Below are 18,483 nucleotides of genomic sequence, written 5' to 3'. Positions count from 1 at the left end.
CCAAGTTAGTCTGCCGGGTGTTTCGCTGAACGAAGCCTTGTGCTTGAAATGGAACTGGCAACCAGTACTGCGTGACCGCTTCTTTTCTTAAGGAGCCTCGCGACCAACCTTCACCCAGGCACCCTGAGGCAGATACAAGCAGTCTGGTGTTGACGGATTGTTGGAAGAGTGGCGGTTAAATAATTGCCTCGAGACAGAGCAGGTCACGACATATGGTCGTTCCAAACCATCGCGCCGTTATCTGAAAGGTCGAGGCATGGCATTCAGACGCGCTCGAGCCTTGCGTTTGTCGGCGACAATAGAGTTCGTTGGATCGGCAACCACCCACGAACTGGTGGGCACAGGCGCATGTGTACTGCTGCGCAATTTTCTGATCTGTGTGGTCCGAAAAGGCAGGGTATTTGTGCGGATCCGTTTTCGAGATTCCGGGCGCTCAGGCCGTAGCTTGAAAGGAGGACCCGATGCGTTGGACACGAACATTGCAATTGGTCGACGTGCACTGCGCCGGTGAGATTGGCCGCGTGGTAACAGGAGGCATGCTGGACATCCCCGGCGCGACGATGGCCGACAAGCTTGACCATATCAACAAGGTGGATGACGACTTGCGGCGACTGTTGTGTTCTGAGCCGCGTTCAGGCCCTGCGGGCTCTGTGGTTCTGTTGCTTCCAGCCACTAAACCGGGGGCCGATACAGGCTTTATTGTCTTGCAGCCGGATCAGGCACACGCGATGTCAGGTTCCAATGCAATGTGCGCCGTGACGGCCATTCTGGAAACCGGCATGAAACAGATGGTTGAGCCTGAGACCGAGGTCGTGCTGGATACCGCAGCCGGGTTAGTGCGTGCCATCGCCCGATGCGAGAATGGCAAGGTCATCAACGTGGCGCTGGACATGCCGCCTTCCTTTGTTTTGACCAAAGCTGCTGTCATCGAACCACCCGATCGGGGGCAGATCACGTATGATATCTGCTTTGGCGGCGTGTTTTATGCGTTGGTAGATGTGGAACAAATGGGGCTTACCATATCACCTGAGAATGCACGCGCATTAGCCATGAACGGCGTATCTTTGCGGGAACGGATCGCGTCCAGCATCGAGGTGAAACACCCAACGACGCCAGCTCTGGATGGGCTGGCTTATGTCATGTTCCGTAGCGAAGACGATGACGGGGCCATTCGAACCTGCACGACGATGCGTCCCGGGCGTGTGGATCGGTCTCCTTGTGGCACCGGGTCAAATGCCAACATGGCTGCCCGACATGCCGACGGATTTGTGGAACCGGGTGACAAACTGGTTTCGCGCTCCATAATTGGCGGGGAATTCACCACGGAATTTATCTCCGAAACAGTCATTGGAAGCCACACTGCAACGCAAAACCGCGTTTCCGGTCAATGTTGGATTTATGGCCTGAGCCAAATTGGTCTTGATCCTACCGACCCGTTTCAGAATGGGTTCACACTATCGGACACTTGGGGAGGCTAGCTGCCGCCCTTCGTCTGGTGGGTTTGAAGGTGATATCCGGCGAGATTTTGAGAGTTTGGGGCTTGAACAGATGGCTTGGGGTCAATCTGTTCACATTATTTGAAAGATTTAATCACCTCGTGGCGATCTAAAAGAAATAGGGCAACGCATATGCGACTAGGATTTATTGGAACGGGCGTGATCACCGAGGCGGTGGTAAGCGGCCTTTTGGCGACCGACCTAGAGATTGCTGAGGTTCATGTGACCAAACGCAATCCCCAAGTGTCCGCGCGGCTGGCTGCAACTAGCGATCTTGTGCAGATCTGCGATTCCGCGCAATCGGTTGTTGATAATTCGGATCTGGTGTTTTTGGCTGTCCGCCCGCAGGATGCCCAAGCGGTGTTGCGCCCGCTCACGTTTTCCGAGGGTCAGCACGTCTGCAGCCTGATCGCCACGTTGACGCATGATGCTTTGCAAGACTGGATTGGCGCACCTGTACGACTGTTCCGAGCAATCCCATTGCCCGCAGTCGCACAGCACCGCGGAGTGACTGTCCTGTTTCCACATGACCCGATAGGCGAGGCGCTTTTTAACCCCTTGGGAACTGTGGTCAGTGCCCAGACAGTGGAAGAATTCGATGCCTTTGCCGCCGCAAGTGCGCTGATGGGAACGTACTTTGGTATTTTGGATATCGCTTCGGCCTGGATGCAATCAAACGGAATTAAGCAGGTGGATTCGCAACGCTACCTGAATGGCGTTTTTGCAGCGCTGGCGCAGACCGCGATGAAGGATTGTGAAAAATCCTATGACGCGCAGCGGATCGAGCATTCGACCCCGGCTGGGCTGAACGCACAATTGTTTCAGGTCTTTGTTGAAGCAGGAGGTACAGAGGCCGTAAAGACAGGGCTGGACAGCGTAATGCAGCGTTTATGCAACGCCCGCGAAAGGTCTGAGCGGGGTGAGGAGTGAGGCGCATTCCAGTCGGAACGGTCAGTGTTTTGACGGGTGCCAGCAAGCAAGCCCCGCGCCAAATTCATGCGAAGGACAAGTGAAGCAAACCCGGACAATCTGAAACTTAGGGTTTGTGCATTACAGAGGCTTTATACAGCCTTTCATTGTCTGCCCAACTGAATCCGGTTTCGAACTCGGTTGACCGGATTGATTGCGGGCGCTTGTGTTTTGCATTGCTTTGAAGTGCTCACGGCCATAACTGAATTGATATGGCTAATCGCAGATACAACATCCCTTCTCTAAGCTCGCTGGTTGCCTTTGAGGCGGTGGCGCGACTGCAGGGGTTCGCACGTGCCGCCGAAGAGCTGAACACGTCACAGCCCGCTATCAGTCGCCACATTCGAAACTTGGAGATCCGATATGGTGTTGAGTTCTTTGATCGCGACAAAAACCCGATAGCGCTTACATCCAAAGGCAGTCAGTTTTACGCCGGCGTGGTTCAAGGTTTCGATGCATTGCAAAATGCGGTTCAGGATTTGAAGCAAGTCGATAACAGGGTCACCCTGGTATGTTCTCATTCAGTTTCGCACTTGTTGCTGATGCCGCGATTTGGATACCTTCGGAACGCTATGGGAAATGAGGCCGAACTGCGTGTCATGACTGCTGAATATAATTTGGTTCAAGCTGCAGTCGATTCGGGCGGTGATATTGTTTTTGAATACTCTGCAACAGCGCCTGACACAGAACATGTTGTGGTATGTGAAGAGAAGGTCAAACCGGTTGGGACGCCCGAAATGGTTAGGCGCGCTGTCAGCGCCCTGTCGGGAGAATGCGAAGCACCGCCGCTACTGAGATTGCAGAAAGAGAACTATGGTTGGTTGGATTGGATTGACTGGTGGGATGCGCACCCCGAGTATGCGGATTGGCCGATCTGTGGAGAATTCGATAGCTATGTCTATCTGTTAGAAGCGGCGGCATCCGGTCAGGGTTTGGGTTTGGGTTGGCTCAGTTTCATTGACCCTTACCTAGCGCGTGGTGATCTGGTTGAGATGCCAGTTGACTGGCATTCAACATCCACCAAGGTATATGCTCGGTTAACGCGATTTGGGCAAAGGAACCCAATGGCGCAAAAGTGTCTTTTGCTTTTGAAGGGATCACAGTTAGCAGATTGAGTAAGCCTAGTTGGTGACTGTGGCGGTACGCCACCATGGGTAAACTTATGTTCGGATCATTGAGGCTCAGAATTCAGACTCGGTCATGCTACAAATCGTATCGAGCCATCAGGCAATATTTTGTCGTCAAAGTTGTGTGTTCAAGTCACCTGGCCTGAGCCCCAGAATCTCCTCCAAATTAGTGTTTAGTCCGCTCAACTGAGGGATGGGCAAATAAAGACCAGATGCACCCAGAAAAAGATCACCCAAATGATCAAGGAACAGGAAACTGCACGCCATCTGCGACAGCCAAAGTATGACAGTTGCCCGAAGGTGTTCCAGTCTGCAGGCGCTATCGCAGCCCACATTGTTTGTTGGCCAAGTGTCCTGGAACTTAGAAAGTAGCTTTTGCCTGCATGGCTTTGGCCCCGTCGAAGCGGCGAGCCCATAGCTGCATCGTGTTGTCTTCACGCGTTCCTTCGATATGGAACGGAGTCATCCCCGCCAGAGGAGCAGTTCCACGGAATTCAAAGATTCTTGGTGTCGCTCCCATGGTACGTTGCGCAAGATCAACCAGTAGCGTTGCCGTAAGCGGCCCATGAAAGACCAACCCGTCATACCCCTCGACTGAGCGCGCATAGTCTACGTCATAATGGACCCGGTGCCCGTTGAAGGTCAGGGCCGAATAGCGAAAAAGCATAACTTGCGACGGCGATATTATTTCAGAGACTTCGGCATTGATCGGAGCAGGAATAGGCAAGGATTTTTGAGCATTGGGATGCGGGTCTTCCCGATAAACGATGTCGTGTTCTTCAGTTATGGCCAGCGTTCCGTCGTTCAAAAAAAGCTCGTGTAGAACCGTCACAAAACACAGTTGCCCGCTGCGACCGATCTTTTCGGTTATCTTTTTTATCGTAGAGCGTTTCTTAGCCTGGGAGCCCAGTGGGACAGCTGCCTTGAACTTGAACCGTCCGCCAGCCCACATTCGGCGAGGTAGAGCGACCGGAGGCAGAAAACCACCTTTCTTTGGGTGACCATCACGACCCAGTTCGCCCAGCGGTTTTGCTTCGAGAAAGTAAAGCCAATGCCACAAAGGTGGAAGTGCGTCGCCGCATTGCAATGTCGGTTCGCGGCCAATTGTGGCCTGCATAAACCGGGCAGGTTCGGTGCGCAAAGTGTCCGTACGCGTTTCTGAGCGTCCGATCCAAGAGTCGACGTCGTGCGGCATCAATACGGATCCTTCTTCGTTGGTCACGCGAATGCAGGGTGCAACGCCGCGCCATACTGATCGATTGAGGGGGCGGATGACAACGCTTGCCCTCTTTAACGTCCAGCCAACGGATCAGCATATCGGGTTTCGCGTTGGTTTCGCTTCCTTGAGCTGTCATCTCAGGTCAGCTGTACGCCAGTGCTATCGACCGGTCGGCGGTTGGGCGCTCACCAAAGCGCGCTTTGTAGGCTTTTGAGAAATTGACGATACTGGCAAACCCAGTTGCGACGGCAACATCAATGATGGACAAATCCGTTCCATGCAGCAACACGCGCGCACGGTCCAGACGCAGATTGCGATAGTGTCGTGACGGGCTGGTCTTCAAGTGTTTGTTGAACAACCGTTCGATCTGCCGCCTCGAGATTTTTTCTTCTCGAATCAATTCATCAACCGGGATCGGATCCTGAAGTGAGTCTTCCATTTTCTTGAGAATGCTCAGAAAAGCGGGGTTTCGGGATCCAGCCATTTTTGACATTGTCTGGCGTTGCGATCGGTTGCTGTGATTGTCAAAGTTATGGAGGCAATGGTCCGCCACTTTCTGGGCAGTGCCACTGTCGAAGTCCGATTCAATGATGGAAAGCGTCAAGTCCAGGCTGGCAGTGCCCCCGGCGCTTGACGCCAAACTGTCATCAGCCACAACACGCACCAACAAGCAGTCAAGTTTTGGAAACATCTCTTCAAAAACCGGCGCCAGAGACCAGTGGAGCGTCAGTTGCGCTTCGGTTGCCAACCCGGCGCGCGCCAAGGTAAATGCACCGGTTCCGATCGCCGCGACCCGACCGCCAAATCTGGAATGTCTGCGCAACCATTGCAGAGTTTCAGGGAGAGCGTCGAGATAGCCGGAGTACCCCGAGCACACGATCACGTAGTCTGCATGCCGCGTCATAGAAAGGCCGGTCTCTGTCGGGATTTCGATCCCGTTCGAGCACATTACGTTGCTGCCTGTTTCGGTCATGACCGACCAGGTGTATTCTGTTTCACCTGTCACTAAATTGGCCGCCCGCAGAGGTTCGATTGCCGCCGCGAAATCCAACATGTTGGTGCCTGGAAGCAGCAGAAAGTAAAAGTGGCGCTTTTGGGCAATGATTTCTGAATGCCCGACAGCGCTTGGGTTTTCACCCCCCCGGCAACGGGTGATGGGTTTGGACTCAATATACATACGCTGCCTTGCCTTTCCTCAGACCTTTAGAATGGATTTGAGATCAGTACCCCTGTCTGCAACCATCTCGGGATGCGGGGACTTGCCGGATTCGATCAGCCGTTTTGCAACCATGTAGGCGCGCGGGTCGTTCATTGCGTCGGTCGCAATGAGTTTCCCTTCACAATAGTACCATACCGAGTACGACCCATCGTCACCTTCGCGTGAGACGACCTGATCATAGCCGGCATTCAATCCGGCGATTTGAAGCTTGACGTGATACTGATCCGACCAGAACCAGGGCTTCGCCTTATAGGGTTTGGTGGCACCCATGATGTTTTCGGCTACCGTTTCGGCCTGATCAATGGCATTGCCAACGCTCTCCAATCGGATCTGGGCGTTCCCATGGGGAAACGTCGCACAATCCCCCGCAGCCCAGATACAAGGATGCGAGGTGCGGCCCAACGCATCGGTTTTGATGCCGTTTTCGACGGTAACTCCGGCTGTCTCGGCAAGTGCCGTGTTCGGGGTAATGCCAATCCCTAAAACAACAAAATCGGCAGGGACAACGTCCCCGTTGGCGAGTTCGACACCGTCTGCGCGGCCCTCTCCCGTGACGCGTGCGATCTTGGTACCTTCAAGAATTCGGACGTTGTTGGCATCGTGCAGCTCGCGGAAATACTTGGCGGTTTCCGGTGACGCGACACGCTGCAAAATGCGCGGCGCAGCTTCGATCAGAGTCACATCCAGATCCAGCTTTGCCGCAACGGCAGCGACTTCGAGGCCAATGTAGCCTCCGCCTATGATGGCAACCTTTCGACCTTGCTTGAATTCCGGTGCGATTGCATCGATATCGGCAATCCCTCGGATCGTATAGGTGCCAGTCAGGCTTCCACCTATGCTCTCGGGCAAACGATTGGGGGTTGAGCCTGTCGCGAGGACTAGGTGTTCAAAGGCCAGTGTTTGATCGTCACAGGCAAGTGTCTGATCGTCCACAGAAATGTCCGTCACCCGCTGATTCAGGTGCAAGTCAACCTGATGCTCATCAAAGAAACTCTCGGGCCTCAAGAACAAGCGGTCCCGAGGCAGCTTGCCCAACAGATACGCTTTGGATAGGGGCGGGCGCTGATAGGGTGGGTGCGCCTCCTCTCCGATCAGGGCGATTGGCTTGTCATAGCCAAGATTGCGCAGTTTGACTGCGGCGGAGCAACCCGCTTGCCCCGCCCCGACAATGATGACCCCATAGTTGGTCATTTCATTGACCTCGCAAAGTCACGCTCAAACACATTCGCGGTCCGCGATGTCGAGGGTTCGATCCAGGATCTCCAGACCCGTCATCAGATCCTCTTCTCTGATGTTCAGCGGTGGGGTCAGGCGGACGACATTGGAATAGAAGGACAGGTACAGCCCTTCGTTCATCGCAAAACTCATCATATCCGACATTGGCTTGGCATCCGGGCCCTTCGCTGCAAACGGCACCAATGGTTCGCGCGTGTCGCGGTTCTTGACCAGTTCGATGCCGTTGAACATGCCCTTACCGCGAATATCCCCGATGCTGGGGTGCTTTTCTGCCATTTTCGCCAGCTCGGCCCGCATCTTTTCACCCATGAGGGTTGCGTTTTCCAGAGCGCCTTCGTCCTGCATGGCGCGGATTGCAGCGATGCCTGAGGCGCAGGCCAGCGGATGCCCAGCGTAGGTCAGACCTCCTGGCATCGGGTAGTCGCGCAGCCAGTCATGCAGTTTGGTTGAGACCGACATGGTACCAAGTGGTACATAGCCCGAGTTGATGCCCTTGGCGCTGGTGATGATGTCCGGCTGTACACCCCAGTGATCGACGGCGAACCATTTTCCGGTACGACCGAACCCGGCCATGACCTCATCTGCGATCAGCAGGATGCCGTATTTTTCACATGTTTCCTTGATCGATTGCAGATAACCATCCGGGGGAACGATGATGCCGTTGGTGCCCACGATCGGTTCCAGAATGACGGCCGCCACCGTGTTGGGATTTTCGTACATCAGGATCTCTTCCAGATGCGGACCGCCCTGGGCCACCGGGCATTTCGCCGGATCGGTGTGGCCTGTCGGCAGGCGATACACGTAAGGGTCCAGCATCCTCACCACGCCCGGCATATCGGCGCGGGTCAGGTGGTGGCGTGGGTCGCCTGTCAGGGACAGTGTGCCCCCGGTTGCCCCATGATACGAGCGATAGCGCGCGATGATCTTGGTCCGGCCTGTATAGTGCCGCGCCAGACGGATCGCAGTCTCGTTCGCCGCCGAACCTCCGGTAGTGAAAAAGGTCGAGGTAATGTTTTCAGGCGTGATCTCGTTCATGATCGCCGCCATTTCCGAGCGCACATCCGAACCCATCGCCGGGCCGATATAACACAGCTTGTCCGCCTGATCCTTGATCGCCTGTACGATCTTGGGGTGCTGGTGACCCATATTGGCGTTCACCAATTGACTTTGAAAGTCCAGATAGCGTTTGCCGTTGCTGTCCCAGAACCAGCTGCCTTGCGCGCCGGTGATGACACGTGGGCGGCTGCCTTGCTTCGACCAGCTTTGCAGATAGTGATCTGCATGCATGTCCTTGACCCATTCAGGATCATGTGAGGGGAAGGCGTTGCTGAAATCTTCCATAACAGGTCTCTCGGCGGGATGAGGTTTGGATCAATCGATAATGGTGACGGGCTGGCCCAAAGCGTCGGCATCAGGTGTGACGCCCAGACCCGGCCCTTCTGGTGGTGTGATGCGGCCGTTCTCGCGTACAGGGCCATCGGGGGCCAGACGCGGGCCGACATAGTGGCTGAGGTCGCACGTGTTCATGATACCACGCGCAGGTGTGGACGCGGCCAGATGCAGCAACGCGGCGGTGGTGATGTCGCTGCCCCAGGTATCTTCGATACACATCTGGGTGCCCAGCGTCAGGCACAAATCCCGGATTTGCCGCATGGCAGACAGGCCGCTCATCTTGGATAGTTTCAATGCCACGGCCTGCATGCATCCGGCCTGATGCGCGGCGAAGATCGAGGCGATGTCATGCGCGTTCTCGTCAATCTTCATCGGAAGGCCTGTGGTCCGCTGCACGTGGGCGCATTCTTTAAGCGTGGCACAGGGCTGTTCCAGCATGACATCCAGATGGGCCGCAGCACGACCAACCCGGATCGCGGTCAGCGCATCACTGCCGCAGTTCCAATCGCCATAAACCATCGGGCCCGGACCCACGGTTTCGCGCACCTTGGCCAGTCGCTCGACATCCGTTTGCCAGTCGCCATCAGCGCCCAGCTTGACCTGGAACTGGCGCATCCCTTTGTCATAAGCTTCTTGTGCCATGCGGGCCATCTCGTCCGGGGCCACACATGTGATCGAGTGATAAAGCGGCATGTCCTTGACCTGCCGACCTCCCAGCAGGCGATGCACCGGCAGATCGGCGGCTTGGCCGGTCAGGTCCCACAGCGCCGTATCGAGCGCGGATTTTGCGTAACCATGGCCGTGAAGATACCTGTTGGCTTGCTCCATGACGGTTTCCGGCCCCACCGGGTCCGCACCAATGAGCACCGGAGCCAATTCGGCAATGGCCGGGATCACACCCTTGGCATAGGCGGGCAGGTAATGCGGGATCGGACAGACTTCGCCCCAGCCGGACAAGCCCGTATCCGTGTCCAACCGCAAAACCACCGAAATGGTCGTGTCACAGGTTTTCCCATCTGCCATGTAATATGTTTCATGGCTGGTCAGCGGGACTTCCCAGGCAGCAATGCGGGTGATCTTCACGTCAGGTTTCCTTTCATTAACCCGTTGCGCAAATGGCAGGTTTTTCGGTCTTTCTATTGGGGTCGCAAGATGCTTCAGGGCGTTACTACGATGTTGCCAACCGGTCAGTGTCCTGATCTGAGCTGTCGGTATTGGGTGGCGGGCACCTGATCTTGTGCCCGCCGGTTTTGTTTTAAGCTGGAACCGCAACGGGTGCGTCGGTGCGAGGCAGCTTGCTCTGTGGGTCGTAGGCAGGCTCGCCCAGTATGCGACCCTTACGGGGTTCACCTGCGACGATCACTTCGATCTCCTGACCCGGCACGTTGGCGTGCGGCTTGACATAGGCAAAGGCCAGAATCTTGCCGACCGTGTGGCCGTAAGCAACAGATGCTGTCGCGCCAACAATCTCGCCGTTTACCTTGATCGCCTCGCCACCATGTCCGTCTTCGATCCCGTCTGGTTCGATTTCCAGATAGGCGCAGACCCAGGGCATTTCGCCTTTCTCGGACTGCTCGGCGCTGACGCGTGTGGCTTCGACACCCAGATACTCTTTGTCCAGCTTGAAGAAGCGACCCACATTGGCCTCGGGCAGCGTGACTTCGTTGGTCAACTCGCCCGCACCAGGGAAGGCTTTTTCCATCCGCATCGCGTTCATGGCGAAAGAACCGTAATTGACGATGCCATGCGGCTCGCCTGCCGCCCACAGGGCCGTGTAGACATCCACGCAGGCCTCATCCGGCATGTGGAATTCCCAACCCAGCTCACCGGCATAGGACATGCGGAACGCCCATACCTTGTGACCGGCTACAGTGATTTCCTGTGCCGACAACCAGCGGAAACCGGCATTGGACAGGTCCGCATCGGTGCACTGTGCCAGAACCTCGCGCGATTTCGGACCGTTCAGCGACAGGGCCGACCAGCCAGCGGACAGTGGCGTGATGGTCACATTCTCATCTGCGCGGTTGTGGTTCAGGTGGTCCAGCAGACGCTGTTCGAAGAAGGCCGCGCAGACCAGATAGAAGCGGTCATCCGCCATCCGCACCAGCGTGGTTTCCAACTCAATCCGGCCCCGGCGGTTCAGCATGTGGGTTAGTGTGATCGAACCGGTTTTCTGCGGCATCTTGTTGGCGGTCAGACGGTCCAGCAGCACGTAAGCGTCCGGTCCCGAAACCTCGACCTTGGTGAAAGCGGTCACATCCATGATGCCGACGTTTTCGCGGACGGCTTTGACCTCGGCCCCGACCACATCATGCACCACGTTGCGGCGGAAGCTGTAGTGATCGTGCTGCTCGACACCTTCGGGTGCAAACCAACGGGGACGTTCGAAACCATAGACTTCTTCGTAGACCGCGCCTTTGTCCTTGAGGATTTCATACAGCGGCGACGGCTTGATCGGGCGACCTTCTAGACGGTTGAAGTGCGGGAAGGGGATCTCATGGCGCAATTTGTAGTCTTCGTGCGCTTTGATGACCTGCCAGTCTTTCTTTGCATAGGCGCCAAAGCGGCGCGGGTCGTAGTCACGCATCGAGATGTCAGCGGCCCCATGAACCATCCACTTGGCCAGTTCACGGGTCAGGCCAGGGCCCCAACCGATACCGATCTGTGTACCACAGCAGCACCAGTAATTCTTGACGCCCGGAGCGGGGCCAACCATCGGGTTGCCATCCGGCGGATGGCTGATCGCGCCATGCACTTCGCGGGTGATGCCGAGTTCAGCAAAGATCGGCATCCGTTCCAGCGAGTTTTCCAGCCAGGGCATCACGCGGTCATAATCGGCCTCGAACAGCCAGTTCTCGTATTCCCATGGGCATTCGTCATGCCAGACCGAGTTCGAGTTTTCTTTTTCGTAAATCCCGATCAGGCCCTTTTTCTGCTCCATCCGGATGTAGCCCGAGACCATTCTGTCGTCGCGGATCACCGGCAGTTCGGTGTCCAGATCCTGAAACTCAGGTACGTTCTCGGTTACGAAATAGTGGTGCGTCATCGAGGTCATCGGCAGTTGCAGGCCCGACCATTCGCCCATCTGACGAGCGTAAGTGCCGCCAGCATTGACCACATGCTCGCAGATAATCGTGCCCTTCTCGGTCTCGACCACCCAATCACCTGCATCGTTTTGGGTGATGTTGGTGGCGCGGCAGTGACGGAAGATTTTCACGCCTTTCTGACGGGCACCTGTGGCCATGGCCATGGTCACGTTCGACGGGTCAACGTGGCCGTCATCCGGAGTGTAAAGCGCGCCCAGAACGCCTTCGAGGTTATAGAACGGGTGCTTCGCTGCAATAAAGTCCGGGCCCACAAGTTCAATGTTGAAGCCGAGCGAACGACCCACCGACAGGGTGTGGCGCAGCCAATCCATTTCGTCTTCGGTGTAGGCTAGACGGAAGGAACCGCAGCCGTGCCACGTTACGGCTTGCCCGGTCTCTTCCTCGAGCGTCTTTGAATACAGGCCGATGTTATAGTCGACCATGCGGCCCAAACCATAAGAACTGGTGGAATGGGTGATTTGACCTGCGGCGTGCCAAGTCGACCCGCTTGTCAGTTCAGCTTTTTCCAGCAGGACGGTCTCAGCCCCCCAGCCTTCATGACCTAGGTGGTACGCTAGGCCGCATCCCATAACGCCGCCACCAACAATGACGACCTTGGCGCGTTCGGGCAGTTCTTTTGTGGACATCGCAAGAATTCCTGTTCGAGAGTCGCAGATTTCTATGGACTTCCTATTGCCACATATGTACCAGAGTCAATGTCTAACGGCACAAATGTACATACCGAGACTCGCAATGAATGGTACAGATGTTTCAACTGGGGTTCTGGGGCGCCTGTCAGAGGAATTGACGCTTTTGACACCCGAAGCTCAGAAAGCCGCGCGATATGTTTTGGAAAACCCACGGGAAGTTGGTGTTTCCACCGTGCGTGAGATAGCCGAGGCTGCCAGAGTAAAACCAAACACGGTTGTGCGAATGGCCAGGCAAATCGGTTTTGAAGGATATGGAGACTTTCGCGAGCCATTTCGTGATGAGATTCGTCGAAGTGACGTTTCTTTCCCGGACCGGGCGCGTTGGCTGCAGGGAATCAGGCGCACTGGTGACCTTGGAGAACTCTATGCCGACCTGTTGGATTCCGCCATTCGGAACATAGAAGAAACCTTTGCAGAAATTGATGCCGAACAGCTCCAATCCGCAGCAGAAGTTATTTGGTCGGCACGTTCCGTCTATACCCTCGGCGTTGGAATAAACAACTCGAGTGCGTCAAACTTCACATATCTGGCCCGCACGGGGATGACAGACTTTCATGCGATCCCCCGGCCTGGATCAACGGCTATTGATGACCTGGCTTGGGCAGATGAGAAGGATGTGCTGATTGCCATCACGTGTCATCCCTATCGTACTGAAGTCGTCGAGGCAGTGGACATCGCGCGAAAGCAAGGTGTCACTGTCATTGGAATATCAGACTCGCCCGCCAGCCCGATAATTTTGTCGGCACAGCATAGTTTCATTGTCTCGGTAGACACCCCTCAATTCTATCCTTCTTCCCTGTCTATCATTGCACTTTTAGAAACACTGCTCAGCTTTGTTGTTGCTGTGTCGAGTGATGAAATCGTCGAGCGGGTCGAAGAGTTTCACATACGCCGTCATCAGCTTGGCCTTTACCAGGAGGAACACACATGAACGCCCCGCTGACCCATTCGCTGGACGCCAGATTCTACACCGCCCCGGAAGTCTTTGAAAATGAGATGAATGGCCTTCTGATGCGGACTTGGCAATTTGCGGGTCACGCCAACGACATCCCAAATGTCGGCGATTATTTCGCGTTTGAGATTGCCGGCCAGAACCTGTTTGCTATCCGTGGGCGCGACAACGTCATTCGCACATTTTACAATGTGTGCCAGCACCGGGCTCATGAAATGGTTACCGGCACCGGCAATACCCGCGTCGTGGTGTGCCCCTACCACCAGTGGTCTTATGAATTGACCGGCGGATTGCGCGCAGGCCCTAACGTAAAGAACGTTCCCGGCTTTCAGCGCGAAAAAATCTGCCTGACCGAGGTCCGCACCGAAGATTTTTTGGGCTTCCTTTTCGTCAACCTCGACAAAGATGCCGCCCCCATGGACGAATGGTATCCCGGCGTGAGGGAAGAGATTTCGGAATACGTGCCTGGTATAAACGACCTGGCACCGCTGGAATGGGTCGAGATTCCGGAAAACTGCAACTGGAAAGTTTCGATCGAAAACTACTCCGAATGCTACCACTGCCCCTCTAACCACCCCACTTTTGCAGAAGGCGTTGTAAAGCCTGAAACTTACGACATTCAACCCGACGTGGGCGGCGGTTACGTGTTGCGTCACACCACTGAATGTCAGGCGTTGGAAAAGATGACCTATCCGATCGACATGTCAGTTCCGCATGCAGGCGACTATCAGTCGTGGTTCCTGTGGCCGATGTTCTCGTTCCAGTGCTATCCGGGTAACGTGCTGAACACCTATCACTGGCGTGCCAACACTGTGGACACCTGCACCGTATGGCGCGGCTGGTACACCGAAGGCGGTCATGAAAGCGATGTTATCCGGGGGCTCGCGGTACAAGACCGCCAAACAACGGTCGAAGAAGACATCCGCCTTGTCGAATCCGTTCACCGCGGGCTGAAATCCAAAGGCTACGTTCCCGGCCCGCTGGTTCTGGACCCCGCCTGCGGCGTCATGAGTGAACATTCCATCGCCAAGCTCCAACAATGGATGCGTGAGGCGGTGGAATAAAGCCCAGCACAGTTAAACAACTTTTTTCGGAGGGTGTTTTGCCCTCCGAAGCTTTGGAGATGCGCGAAATGCACGACGTGAAGCCCTATTGGCAGAATTACGTGGACGGCACCTGGATCGATGGTGGTGCAGGTCGGATCGATGTTTTCAACCCCGGGACAGGCAAAAAGCTGGCCGAACAGGCGCTGGCTGATGCCGGGGATGTGGATCGCGCTGTAATGGCGGCCCGCCGCGTGCATCTTTCAGGTGCGCTCAGCGAACTGCGCCCCGTGGAACGTGGCCGCATGGTACAGGCTATGGGCCGGTACCTGCTGGATAACATAAACAAGATTGCCCCGGTTCTGACCTTTGAACAGGGCAAGCCGCTCTGGGAAGCGCGCGTTGAGATCGAAGGCGCGGCCCGGTATTTCGAATATTACGGAAATCAGGCTGAAACGGTCGAGGGGCGGTCCATCCCGCTTGGCGCCAACTACTTCGATTTCACCACGTATGAGCCATTTGGGGTATCCGCTCAAATCATTCCTTGGAACTACCCGGTTGAAATGACCGCGCGTTCCCTTTCGGCCGCGCTGGCGACTGGCAACACCGTAGTGATCAAGACGCCTGAATTGACACCTTTGACCAATGCTTGGTTCGCCCACGCGGCCGAAGCTGTTGGCTTGCCTAAAGGCGCCGTAAACATCCTGTGCGCTTTGGGTCACGAGGCTGGTGCGGCGCTGTCGGCGCATCCGCATGTCAATCAAATCGTCTTCACAGGCTCTGTACCGACCGGTATCGCAATCGCCAGCGCAGCCGCGCGCAATGTGGTTCCCTGTGTATTGGAGCTTGGCGGAAAATCCGCAGCCATCGTTCATGATGACGCTGATCTGGACGCCTTTGAAAGCGATGTGCGCTGGGGGATCTACTTCAACGCGGGTCAGGTGTGTTCGGCCATGAGCCGCGTGATCGTACACGAAAGTCGCCATGACGAGCTGGTCGAACGCATTTCGAATGTCGCACGCAACCTTTCCGTCGGTCCGGGTATCGAACGTGGTGAATTTGGCCCGAATATGGGTCCGATGGTCAGCGAGGCGCAACGTGATCGTGCGGCTGGTATGGTGTCTGATGCGATCGCGGCGGGGGCCACGGTAGCCACCGGCGGTCGTAAAATGAATATCCCCGGCGCATTTCTGGAACCAACCCTTCTGACCAACGTCACCCCTGACATGAACATCGCGAATGAAGAAGCTTTTGCACCGGTCCTTTCGGTTCTGAAATTCCGTAGTGATGCCCAGGCTATCGAGATTGCAAACGGAACACCCTATGGGCTGGTCGGCGGTGTTTTCACACGCGATATCGACCGGGCAACGCAGGCCGCACGGCAGATCCGTGCTGGTCAGGTCTTTGTCAACGAATGGTATGCAGGCGGGGTGGAAACGCCATTCGGCGGCTACGGTAAATCCGGGTATGGGCGCGAAAAAGGACGCGAAGCGCTTTGGAATTATGTCCAGACCAAAAACGTGGCCATCCGGTTGCGGAGTTGATCAGCGGAAAAAAACCATCGACGATGAGGAGCAAACCAAGTGCCGATTAAGCCATGCGTGACCGAACTCACAAAAAAGCCGGGTTCTGTAGTGGCTTCACAAAGGACATAACTAATACCACCAAGCGGCTGGTCGGCGCATTTGTTACCTGAACTTTCCGATTTGCGAAGATAACAATGTCTCAACGACGCTGTCGGAACAACAAAACTCGATCGGGTCGGCCAAACTGGAGGACCGCCCTTTTCATCAAAGGAGAATAACATGGACGACAACCTATTCGAACGCGGCTTGAAACAGCGCAAATCGACGCTGGGCGCCGAGTATGTCGAAAAGAACCTTGCAGCCGCCGACGACTTTACTCGCCCGTTCCAAGAAGCCATGACCGCTTGGTGCTGGGGCTTTGGCTGGGGTGACGACACAATCGATCACAAGACACGTTCAATGCTGAACCTCACTATGATTGGCGCTCTGGGCAAGATGCATGAATGGGAAATTCACTGCAATGGCGCTTTGAACAACGGCGTAACCAAAGAAGAAATCCGCTCGATCATTCACGTAATCGGCATATATTGCGGCGTTCCGCAATCGTTGGAATGTTTCCGGGTTGCACGTAAAGTGCTGGAAGAACGCGGCATGCTTTAATCCGCGCAATTGGGCGAAATCAGCAGGAATCCTTGGAACATAGGTTCAACGGTTTGCGGATATAAATCGTTGCGCAAATTGTTGAAACGACGCGAGCACTTGCTTGAATTGATGCTAGCGGATCATATTAGTCCGTTCAATTCCGGCCAGAGCGGATGCCGCTGAATCAGAAGGCTTGAAACCCAAGATCGGCCTAATCTGGCGTTTGATGAACCGGTGGCTTTGTAAAACGACAACTTGAGGTATTTCCACCTTGTCGACTTGGCTGGTGCCAGGCAACCAACGCTTTTCAGCATCAGCAACAAATCCGCATCGCAACCAAGTGGCCGAGGATTCTCTCGGCCAACTTGATTTATGAGTGCGGCTCACAGTTCAACATGAGGGTTTTGTTTGCGGCTTTTTTTCGACCTCTACACGCTTGAGGCCTCGGCCTCTGAACCGAGTTTGCCAGGTCGAACCACTTTACCTGGGTTCATTATGTTATTGGGGTCAATCGCCTCTTTAAGTGTCGACATGAGCGCACGCTTAACAGGGTCCCCATAAGCTTCGTTGAGTTGAATTTTGTCCTGCCCCAACCCGTATTCTGCGCTAAATGAGCCATCCATTTTTGCGACAAGGTCATAAATCCGAGGAGAAATCTCAGTCTGGAGCATTTCAAGAAATGCTGCATTGTCTGCACCTTCTGGCGCCAAGAGATTAAAGTGTATGTTTCCGTCTCCAACATGTCCGTAGATGGAGAGACGAGCACCTTGCCCATACTGGTTTACCAATGCTGACCCGAGTTCAATGAAGCGCCCGACATGCGAGACTCTTACAGACACATCGTGTTTGACAGAGCTACCATTGAGCACCTCGCCCTCAGGTATATGTTCTCTGAGATTCCAAAAATCTTTGCGCTGCTGTTCGCTGGACGCAATTGCCCCGTCAAGGATCAAACCTTGTTCCATCCCTGCTTCGAAAAACGCTTCCATTGCGGGATCAAGGGACAAAATAGTTGAGGATGTCGCAGCTTCGATCAGTACATAGTGCTCCGCTGGCTCCTCTGTCGGACGCCGTAGTTCCGGCACTTTGTTCAGCAGAAGTTGCAGAGACGAGTTCGATATGTACTCGAATGACGTGACGGCCTCACCTGTGGCACTTTGGGCCATCGCCAGCAAGGGCATCAGATCCCCGATGTCGCGTACAGCCAAAAATGCGGTAGCTTGTGACAAGGGTGCACGAAGCAAACGCAGGGATGCCGCGGTGATTATTCCCAGTGAACCCTCAGCCCCAATCAACATGTGATGTAGCGCGTACCCACGATTGTCTTTGCGTAGTGGCGACAGGTTGTTCAGGATCTCACCATTAGGAAGAACGGCTTCCAACCCGAGGACCAGATCTCTTGTAATACCATAGCGTACAGCTGAAACACCGCCAGCGTTCGTCGAGATATTTCCACCGATTTGGCAGGACTCTTGCGATCCGAGTGAAGGCGGAAAGAATAAGTTTTCAGAGGCCGCCGCCGATTGTATTTCCGAAAGCAGACATCCTGCTTCGACTGTCATCGAGAGGTTATTGACATCAACCTCGCGAATTGCGTTCATCCTTTGCATACTGATGAGCAACTGATCGCCTTGGGCACTAGGCGTCGCGCCTCCGCAGTAGCTTGTGTTGCCCCCTACTGGCACCAGCCCCACGCCGTGCTGCTGACACTTTTCTACAATCCGGGCAACGTCCGCTACATTCCGCGGTCGCAAAAGAGCGCTGGTGCAACCGAAGTATTTATTTCGAAAATCATGCGTGAACCCTGCGATTGTCTTTGCCCCGTAAAATTGGGCCACTACTTTGGTCGAGAGGGGGGAACAAGGG

Annotated in this window: 14 protein-coding genes; 7 read left to right on the top strand and 7 right to left on the bottom strand. The window is 55.2% G+C overall.

Going from position 1 to position 18,483, the window contains the following annotated elements; translation table 11 throughout:
- Positions 1-461: 461 nt before the first annotated feature.
- From GOV91_RS16005 to GOV91_RS15995, 3 genes are all read left to right on the top strand, one after another.
- Positions 462-1,478: a proline racemase family protein gene (locus GOV91_RS16005; RefSeq protein WP_171236243.1), complete on the top strand. Its 1,017-nt coding sequence runs from the start codon at positions 462-464 to the stop codon at positions 1,476-1,478.
- 150 nt (positions 1,479-1,628) lie between these two features.
- Positions 1,629-2,426, top strand: coding sequence for a pyrroline-5-carboxylate reductase (locus tag GOV91_RS16000; protein WP_171236242.1), 798 nt, complete (start codon positions 1,629-1,631; stop codon positions 2,424-2,426).
- 251 nt (positions 2,427-2,677) lie between these two features.
- On the top strand, positions 2,678-3,580 hold the full coding sequence (locus GOV91_RS15995; RefSeq protein WP_171236241.1) for a LysR family transcriptional regulator: 903 nt from the start codon (positions 2,678-2,680) through the stop codon (positions 3,578-3,580).
- A gap of 373 nt (positions 3,581-3,953) precedes the next feature.
- Here the strand turns inward: GOV91_RS15995 and GOV91_RS15990 are convergent, their stop codons facing one another.
- From GOV91_RS15990 to GOV91_RS15965, 6 genes are all read right to left on the bottom strand, one after another.
- Positions 3,954-4,787, bottom strand: a complete 834-nt coding sequence (locus GOV91_RS15990) for a MaoC family dehydratase N-terminal domain-containing protein (protein WP_171236240.1) — start codon at positions 4,785-4,787, stop codon at positions 3,954-3,956.
- A 166-nt stretch (positions 4,788-4,953) separates the two neighbouring features.
- Positions 4,954-5,988 (bottom strand): GlxA family transcriptional regulator, encoded by a 1,035-nt coding sequence (locus GOV91_RS15985; protein ID WP_171176489.1) that lies wholly within the window; start codon positions 5,986-5,988, stop codon positions 4,954-4,956.
- An 18-nt stretch (positions 5,989-6,006) separates the two neighbouring features.
- Positions 6,007-7,221: an NAD(P)/FAD-dependent oxidoreductase gene (locus tag GOV91_RS15980; RefSeq protein ID WP_171236238.1), complete on the bottom strand. Its 1,215-nt coding sequence runs from the start codon at positions 7,219-7,221 to the stop codon at positions 6,007-6,009.
- Positions 7,222-7,245: 24 nt separating this feature from the next.
- Positions 7,246-8,607 carry an aminotransferase class III-fold pyridoxal phosphate-dependent enzyme gene (locus GOV91_RS15975; protein WP_171236237.1) on the bottom strand — a complete coding sequence of 454 codons (1,362 nt, stop codon included), beginning with the start codon at positions 8,605-8,607 and terminating at the stop codon, positions 7,246-7,248.
- A 30-nt stretch (positions 8,608-8,637) separates the two neighbouring features.
- Entirely contained in the window at positions 8,638-9,741 is a 1,104-nt protein-coding gene (locus GOV91_RS15970) for a mandelate racemase/muconate lactonizing enzyme family protein (RefSeq protein ID WP_171236236.1), read from the bottom strand.
- Between the two features lie 172 nt (positions 9,742-9,913).
- Positions 9,914-12,391 carry an FAD-dependent oxidoreductase gene (locus GOV91_RS15965; protein WP_171236235.1) on the bottom strand — a complete coding sequence of 826 codons (2,478 nt, stop codon included), beginning with the start codon at positions 12,389-12,391 and terminating at the stop codon, positions 9,914-9,916.
- Positions 12,392-12,497: 106 nt separating this feature from the next.
- Here GOV91_RS15965 and GOV91_RS15960 point away from each other — a divergent pair, with 106 nt between their 5' ends.
- The 4 genes from GOV91_RS15960 to GOV91_RS15945 all read left to right on the top strand — a co-directional run bounded on the left by GOV91_RS15960 (position 12,498) and on the right by GOV91_RS15945 (position 16,635).
- Positions 12,498-13,385 (top strand): MurR/RpiR family transcriptional regulator, encoded by an 888-nt coding sequence (locus tag GOV91_RS15960; protein WP_171236318.1) that lies wholly within the window; start codon positions 12,498-12,500, stop codon positions 13,383-13,385.
- Positions 13,382-14,470 (top strand): SRPBCC family protein, encoded by a 1,089-nt coding sequence (locus tag GOV91_RS15955; RefSeq protein ID WP_171176499.1) that lies wholly within the window; start codon positions 13,382-13,384, stop codon positions 14,468-14,470. The genes GOV91_RS15960 and GOV91_RS15955 overlap by 4 nt, the downstream gene beginning before the upstream one ends.
- 68 nt (positions 14,471-14,538) lie before the next feature.
- Positions 14,539-15,993: an aldehyde dehydrogenase family protein gene (locus GOV91_RS15950; protein ID WP_171236317.1), complete on the top strand. Its 1,455-nt coding sequence runs from the start codon at positions 14,539-14,541 to the stop codon at positions 15,991-15,993.
- Between the two features lie 261 nt (positions 15,994-16,254).
- Positions 16,255-16,635, top strand: coding sequence for a carboxymuconolactone decarboxylase family protein (locus tag GOV91_RS15945; protein WP_171236234.1), 381 nt, complete (start codon positions 16,255-16,257; stop codon positions 16,633-16,635).
- 410 nt (positions 16,636-17,045) lie between these two features.
- On the opposite strand, the gene GOV91_RS15940 is transcribed toward GOV91_RS15945, so the two are convergent.
- Positions 17,046-18,483 (bottom strand): FAD-binding oxidoreductase (locus GOV91_RS15940; RefSeq protein ID WP_171236233.1); only part of this gene is annotated, 1,438 nt, incomplete at its 5' end.

Origin of the sequence: Ruegeria sp. HKCCA6837, from assembly GCF_013034475.1 — a bacterium.
In the GTDB taxonomy this organism is placed as follows: domain Bacteria; phylum Pseudomonadota; class Alphaproteobacteria; order Rhodobacterales; family Rhodobacteraceae; genus Ruegeria.
The sequence above is the reverse complement of the archived record's forward strand: the minus strand, read 5'-3'. Positions and strand labels throughout refer to the sequence as shown.